This is a genomic window from Synechococcus sp. R55.7, assembly GCF_047461955.1.
Taxonomy (GTDB): Bacteria; Cyanobacteriota; Cyanobacteriia; order Thermostichales; family Thermostichaceae; genus Thermostichus.
Map to the genome: position 1 here is coordinate 1 of NZ_JANSIC010000150.1, position 6183 is coordinate 6183.

The following is a 6183-nucleotide window of genomic DNA, read 5'->3' on the forward strand; positions in this document are numbered from 1 at the left end:
CGGTCTAGCTAACTGCGACCAGGGCTTGATTAGCGCTCCTCCGCCAACCGCACCTGTACCGACTGGCCGTGGGCGGGCAACCCTTCCGCTTGTGTGAGAGCCTGAATGGCGCTGGCCACCTCCCGCAAAGCCGCTGAGCTGTATTGAATCAGACTGGAATGCTTTAGGAAAGTTTCCACCCCCAAAGCCGAGGCATAGCGGGCCGCACCGGCGGTGGGCAAGGTATGGTTGGGGCCAGCCAGGTAATCTCCTACCGCCTCCGGAGTATGGTGGCCCAAGAAAATGGCCCCCGCATGGCGAATGGGATCCAGCAAAGCCCAGGGATCTGCCACCTGCAGTTCCAAATGCTCTGGCGCAAACAGGTTGGACAAAGCCACCGCCGCCGTCAGATCCGGCACCACCGCAATCAGCCCGTAATTCACCACCGACTTTTCCACCATCAGACGGTTGGGATGGGCCTCCATCTGGGTGGCCACCGCCTGCTGCACCTGCTGGGCCAGCTGGAGATCGGTGGTCAGAAGGATGGCCGCCGCCAAGGGATCGTGCTCGGCTTGGGCCAGCAAATCGGCAGCCACATAAAGGGGGTTGGCGCTCTCGTCGGCGATGATCAACACCTCCGATGGCCCGGCCAGCGAGTCGATCCCCACCGTGCCGTACACCAGCTTTTTGGCCAAAGTTACGTAGATGTTGCCGGGGCCGGTGATCACGTCCACCTTGGGGATGGTCTCGGTGCCGTAGGCCAAAGCCCCTATTGCCTGAGCCCCTCCAACGCGATAGATGGTGTGGATGCCTACTTCTTGGGCGGCCACCAAAATGGCCGGGCTAATCCCCTTGCCCCCCGAGCCGTCGGATCCCGGTGGCGTCACCATCACAATCTCGGGCACCCCTGCCACCTGGGCCGGGATGGCGTTCATCAACACCGTGCTGGGATAGGCGGCTCGCCCTCCCGGAATGTAGAGGCCGGCGCGATCCACAGGGCGGTATTGCTTGCCCAAGACGATCTCAGGGCCGGGAAAGCTTACCCAACTGCTGGGCACCCGCTGCCGGTGAAAAGCTTCAATGCGCTGCTTGGCCAGCCGTAGGGCTGAAAGCAACTGCGGAGATACCGCCTGGTAAGCTGCCTCTAGCTCGGCCCCAGACACCTTCAGCTCGGCAACGCTCAGCTCCACCTGGTCGAACTCAGCCGTATAGGTCAGCAGGGCCCGATCCCCCTGACGGCGTACCGCTTGCAGGATCTCCCGCACAGTTGCTTCGCGGTGCAGGTTCTGGTCAGCCTGAGTGCGCTCCGAGATCCGTCTAAGCTCGGCTTCAGCCTCGGCTAGCTGGGTGACGATTCTCAGCATGGCAACTCCTTCGCATAGCGCGCCGTAACCCCATACTAACGAGGGATCCGGCGGCATCGCGGTAGCAAAGCGGATCTTTCGCTGGGTCGGCTTGCGGCGACAAGAAGGGACATCCCCAGGCAGGGATCTTGTCTGCACCTGGCGCGATCCGGGTTGATCATGGTCATAGCTTAGCCTGGATTGTCCTCGGCCAAGCGCCGATAGCCCTACTTAGGAAAAAGCCTGCCCCTTTTTCATAGGCCCAGTTCTGTCGATTTGATCAAGTTGCGAAAATCGTGGATCACCTCCTCACAGCGACGGAAAAAAGCCAGCACCCAATCCCGTAGCACCCTTTGCTGAGATTCGTCCAGTTCCTTGAGGGATCCCCGGTAGTGGATCTGGCCGCTGCGCTCGATCTCGAACTGGTTCAGCCATTCTGCTTGGGATCCCTGGCGTTCCACCACTTCCTGCCGTGCTGCCTTCCAATAGTTGACGATCACCGCCTTGCCCAAATAGCCGGTTGTAATCTGGCAGAGACGGTTCAGAGATTGCACGAAGACATCCATCTCCATGCGCGGGCCCGCCGCAGGAGCGGAACTGGGCTGGGTAGCGTTCCGGCCTGCCTCCGCCTGGCTGGTAAATAGACGAAAGGTGGCCAAGCCCTTTGGCGTATCCTGCTGCAGCTCGGCTCGCAGGCGGTTCACGGCCAAGGTGTAAACCGGCATCACCAGCTCGTCATTCACCGCCACCAGCAGCGCCCATTCCGGCCCAAGGGGGTAAACGAAAACCCGCTGCTCGGCAAACTGAAAGTCAAAATAGTCAAGTCCTGGGGGCATGGTCTGCAAAACTTGAAACAGCCCTTCGGTGAGGGCCTGTTGCTGTCGGCTATCCAAATCCTGAAAAGAGCGGTAGAAGAAAGGGCGACCTGCCCGACTCAAGAGCGCCACCCCCATCACCCCGCGGATGGACAAAAAACTGTCGAGCGTTTCCTTCTCCATGCCCACTCAACTTGGATAACACTCTTACTCTTATCCTGACTTAGATTGCCCGAGGGTGGGCGAGCACAACCAACCGAGAGCTGGATGCTCGATGTTTGGGATTGATGTTTGGGATTTAGGAAATGCACCGGGACAAAAACGCCTCGATCCGTCCCACCGCCTCCTCCAGACGGGATCCCTCGACCACCAAAGCAAAGCGGACATAGCCTTCCCCACTGGGGCCAAAGCCAGAACCCGGAGACAGGGCAACCCCTGTGGCTCTCACCAAGTCCAGACAAAACTGGGCAGAAGAGCCGCGATAAAACTCCGGCAGAGGCGCCCACAGATACATGGTGGCCTCCGGCAAAGGCACAGGCCAACCGATGCGGTGTAGAGCCGCCACAGCTATATCCCGTCGCTCTCGGTACACCTGCCGCCAGCGCTCCAAAAAACTATCGGGAACTGCCAAAGCCGCTGCTGCCCCCCGCAGAATGCCCTGGTACTGATGGAAGTCGATGGTGGATTTCACCCATCGCAGGGCTCGGATCAGCTCTCGGCTGCCAATGGCGTAGGCCACCCGGAACCCTCCCATGTGATAGGACTTGGAAAGAGAAAAAAACTCGATGGTGCGGGTTTTATCGGGATCCGCCTGCAGCGCAGAAGGGGCCACCTGGCCGTCGAAGCGCCAGTCCACATAGGGAAAATCGTGGGCCAGAACGATGTCGTACTGCTGACAAAACTGCAGGGTTTCTTGCCAAAACTCCGGGGTGACGGTGGCAGTGGTGGGGTTGTGGGGGTAGTTCAGCACCAGCAACCGTGCCTGCCGGCAGATTGCCTCCGGGATCCGATCCCACTGGGGCAAGAAGCGGTTTTCCGCCCGCAGGGGCAGGTAGTAGGGGATCCCGCCCGCCAGATGGATCCCGCCCACGTGAGAGGGATAGGCCGGATCCGCAACCAAAGCAACATCGCCGGGGTTGAGCAAAGCCAGGGGCAAGAGGGCCGTCCCCTGCTGGGATCCGATCAACGGCAGCACCTCTGTTTCCGGATCGATCTCCAGGCCGAACTTGCCCCTGTACCACTTGGCGCAGGCAGACCGAAAGTCCGCCGTGTCGTGAAACAGCGTGTAGCCATAGGTAGAGGGATCCGACAGAGCCGATTGGATGGCCGCCAAGGAGTCTGAAGGTGGGGGCAGATCGGAGGATCCCAGAGACAGATCGATCACATCGAGGCCAGAGCGACGAGCCTCTCGCTTGGCTCGATCCATTTGGTCAAACACATTGCCGCCGAGGGGCTGAAGTCGCTGGGCGAGGGGAATCGACATGCAACAACTCTTGCAAAGCAGGGGGGTCTATCCTAGCTTGAGGATCCCCTCAGGGATTGTCGCCAGAAGTGGGGGAAGAGGGTGAGGTTGGGCGCGTGCTGGCCGCCGGCCCCCGGTCGAAAATCTCGATGTGCCACTGTCCTTGGCCGTTGCTCTCGAAGGCGATAAACCGGCCATCGCCGCTGATGGTGGGGTTGCGCACATCTCCTGGCACCCGGCTGCTGATGTTTTCTATCCTGCGGGTTTCGCGGTCGTAGAGAAAAATCTCAGACTTGCCCAGAGCATTGGAGACATAGACGATGTAGCGACCATCGGCGCTGATGTCGGGCGAGGTGGCCGCCACGTCGCTGGAGTTGAGGCCGGGCAGATCCACCAAGCGACGTTCCACCGTGTCGTAGAGAAAAATATCCTGGCTGCCGCTGCGGGCCGAGGAAAACACCAGGTAGCGGCCATCTCCGTTGAAAGCAGGCTCCCCATCGGGGAAGATGCTGTTGAGGCCACTGTTGGTCAGGCTGGGACGCGGGGTGCGAAAACCTGCGGGGCTGCAGCCCAACAGCACCAAGCTCAATCCGGCCAGGCCCAGCTTTCTCGCCCACCGGGCCGCGCCAAACAGGATCCGGCCATCGGTCAGCATGGCATCGCTTCTCCAACCCACTCTTCCCATCATACCCGGTTGACAAACTCGGCTCCGGCTAGGGCTCCACCTTGACACCCTTCCAGAAGGCCACATAGCCCCGGATGTTGGCCGCAGCGGGTTTGGGATCCGGGTAGTACCAGGCGGCATCTTTGTTCTCCTGGCCGTTGACCACGAGGGTGTAGTAGCTGGCCTCCCCCTTCCAGGGGCAGGTGGTGTGGGTAGAGCTGGGCTGGAAGTATTCCCGGCGCAGAGATTCCGGCGGAAAATAGATGTTGCCTTCTACGGTTTCGTAGCGGTCTGTCTCCGCCACCACTACCCCATTCCAGATAGCCCTGGGCATGGAAAACCTCCTCTTGCCAAGTTTTGGATATCGGATTTTTGAGTTGCGGATCCCGGCGGCTGAGGCCGCCTTGCTTTGAGCTTAACTCTTCCCTTCCTCTTATGATCGTCTTGTATTGTCCCTTGTATTGTCCGATGAGAAGCTCTCTGTCCGGTGGGGAAGCCTGCCGATCCCGAGAGCAAAGTGGAGTCTTTTAAGGGCTGCTTCCTACCGCTATTGAGCGCTACGGCTATGGCTCGCCGCAACACCCTACAAGATGACCTCAACTACCAACAAGCCAAGCGCAGCCTGCGCCAGTGGGTGGCCCAACTGGATCTGCGCCCCCAAGAGGTCGCGGGCTTAGAAGGGGAGTTGGAGAGCTTGCAAGCGCTCTTGGACAAGCTGGAAACCGAGGTCATCCACATCGCCGCCTTTGGTCTGGTGGGGCGAGGCAAGTCTTCCCTGCTCAATGCCCTGCTGGGCGAGCCAGTCTTTGAGACGGGGCCCACCCATGGCATCACCCGTACCCAGCAAGCGGCAACTTGGAACATCAGCTGGGAAACCCGCCCCCAGTCCTCCTTCTCTGGCACATCCCTGCAGGGATCCCGCCTCCCCCCTTCCTCGGTGCAGTCGGTACAGGTCGCCCATTGGCAGGGATCCCGTCTGGAGCTGATCGACACTCCCGGCCTGGATGAAGTAGACGGCGAAGAGCGGGCGCGGCTGGCCCGAGAAGTGGCGCAGCGGGCGGATTTGATCCTGTTTGTCGTCTGCGGGGATCTGACGCGGGTGGAGTTTGAGGCCCTGGCCACCCTGCGGGAGGCGGGCAAGCCTATGCTGCTGGTGTTCAACAAGATCGACCAGTACCCAGAGGCAGATCGCCAGGCCATTTACGACAAGATCCGCAACGAACGGGTGCGGCAGCTCCTTTCTCCCAACGAGATCGTCATGGTGGCGGCCTCCCCTCGCGTGCCCCGCCTGGTACAAAGGCCGGATGGGAGCTTTGCTGCCCAGATGGAAGTGGGATCCCCGCAGGTGGATGAGCTGCGCCTGAAAATCCTGGAAGTCCTGCATCGGGAGGGGCGTTCGCTGCTGGCCTTGAATGCCCTCCTGTTTGCCGATCGGGTTAACCAGCAGGTAATTGAGCGCAAGCTGCAAACCCGTGCCCAGCAAGCCCAAGACCTCATCGCCTCAGCCGCCCGCACCAAAGCGCTGGCGGTTGCCCTCAACCCCATCACCCTGCTCGATACCTTGGGAGGGCTGGCCATCGATGTCACCCTGATCCTGCGCCTGGCCCGCCTGTACGGCTGGCCCATGAGCACTGCAGGAGCCACACAACTGCTGCAGAAGATCATCCTCAGCATGCTCAGCCTGGGCGCCGGCGAGTGGGTGGCGCTGTTGGGCCTGGGATCCCTGAAAACCTTGCTGGGGGGATTCTCTCTGGGAGCCTACGGTTCCGTGGCCCTGACGCAGGCGGTGTTGGCCGGGTTTTCCTGCTATGCCATCGGCGAGTCCGCCCGCCGCTACCTGGCCCAGGGAGCCAGTTGGGGGCCAGAGGGCCCCAAAGCCGCCATAGCCCAGATTTTGGCCGATTTGGACGAAGCCTCGAT

At 60.9% G+C, this 6183-nt stretch carries 6 protein-coding genes; 1 reads left to right on the top strand and 5 read right to left on the bottom strand.

What is annotated here, in order from left to right; translation table 11 throughout:
• Window positions 1-29 precede the first annotated feature (29 nt).
• From hisD to NW820_RS08785, 5 genes are all read right to left on the bottom strand, one after another.
• Complete coding sequence (hisD, locus tag NW820_RS08765; RefSeq protein WP_414328849.1) at window positions 30-1343, bottom strand: histidinol dehydrogenase; 1314 nt, start codon at window positions 1341-1343, stop codon at window positions 30-32.
• 233 nt (window positions 1344-1576) lie between these two features.
• Window positions 1577-2320: a hypothetical protein gene (locus NW820_RS08770; RefSeq protein ID WP_414328850.1), complete on the bottom strand. Its 744-nt coding sequence runs from the start codon at window positions 2318-2320 to the stop codon at window positions 1577-1579.
• A 115-nt stretch (window positions 2321-2435) separates the two neighbouring features.
• A complete protein-coding gene (locus tag NW820_RS08775) occupies window positions 2436-3620 on the bottom strand; it encodes an LL-diaminopimelate aminotransferase (RefSeq protein ID WP_414407271.1) in 1185 nt (394 codons plus the stop codon).
• A 49-nt stretch (window positions 3621-3669) separates the two neighbouring features.
• The gene (locus tag NW820_RS08780) at window positions 3670-4254 is read right to left on the bottom strand and encodes a TolB family protein (protein WP_414407272.1); all 585 of its coding nucleotides are present in this window, start codon (window positions 4252-4254) and stop codon (window positions 3670-3672) included.
• 58 nt (window positions 4255-4312) lie between these two features.
• Window positions 4313-4597 carry a DUF427 domain-containing protein gene (locus tag NW820_RS08785; RefSeq protein ID WP_414328853.1) on the bottom strand — a complete coding sequence of 95 codons (285 nt, stop codon included), beginning with the start codon at window positions 4595-4597 and terminating at the stop codon, window positions 4313-4315.
• Window positions 4598-4750: 153 nt separating this feature from the next.
• On the opposite strand from NW820_RS08785, the gene NW820_RS08790 reads away from it, so the two are divergent.
• The coding region (locus tag NW820_RS08790) for a DUF697 domain-containing protein (protein WP_414407273.1) at window positions 4751-6183 on the top strand (1433 nt) is incomplete at its 3' end.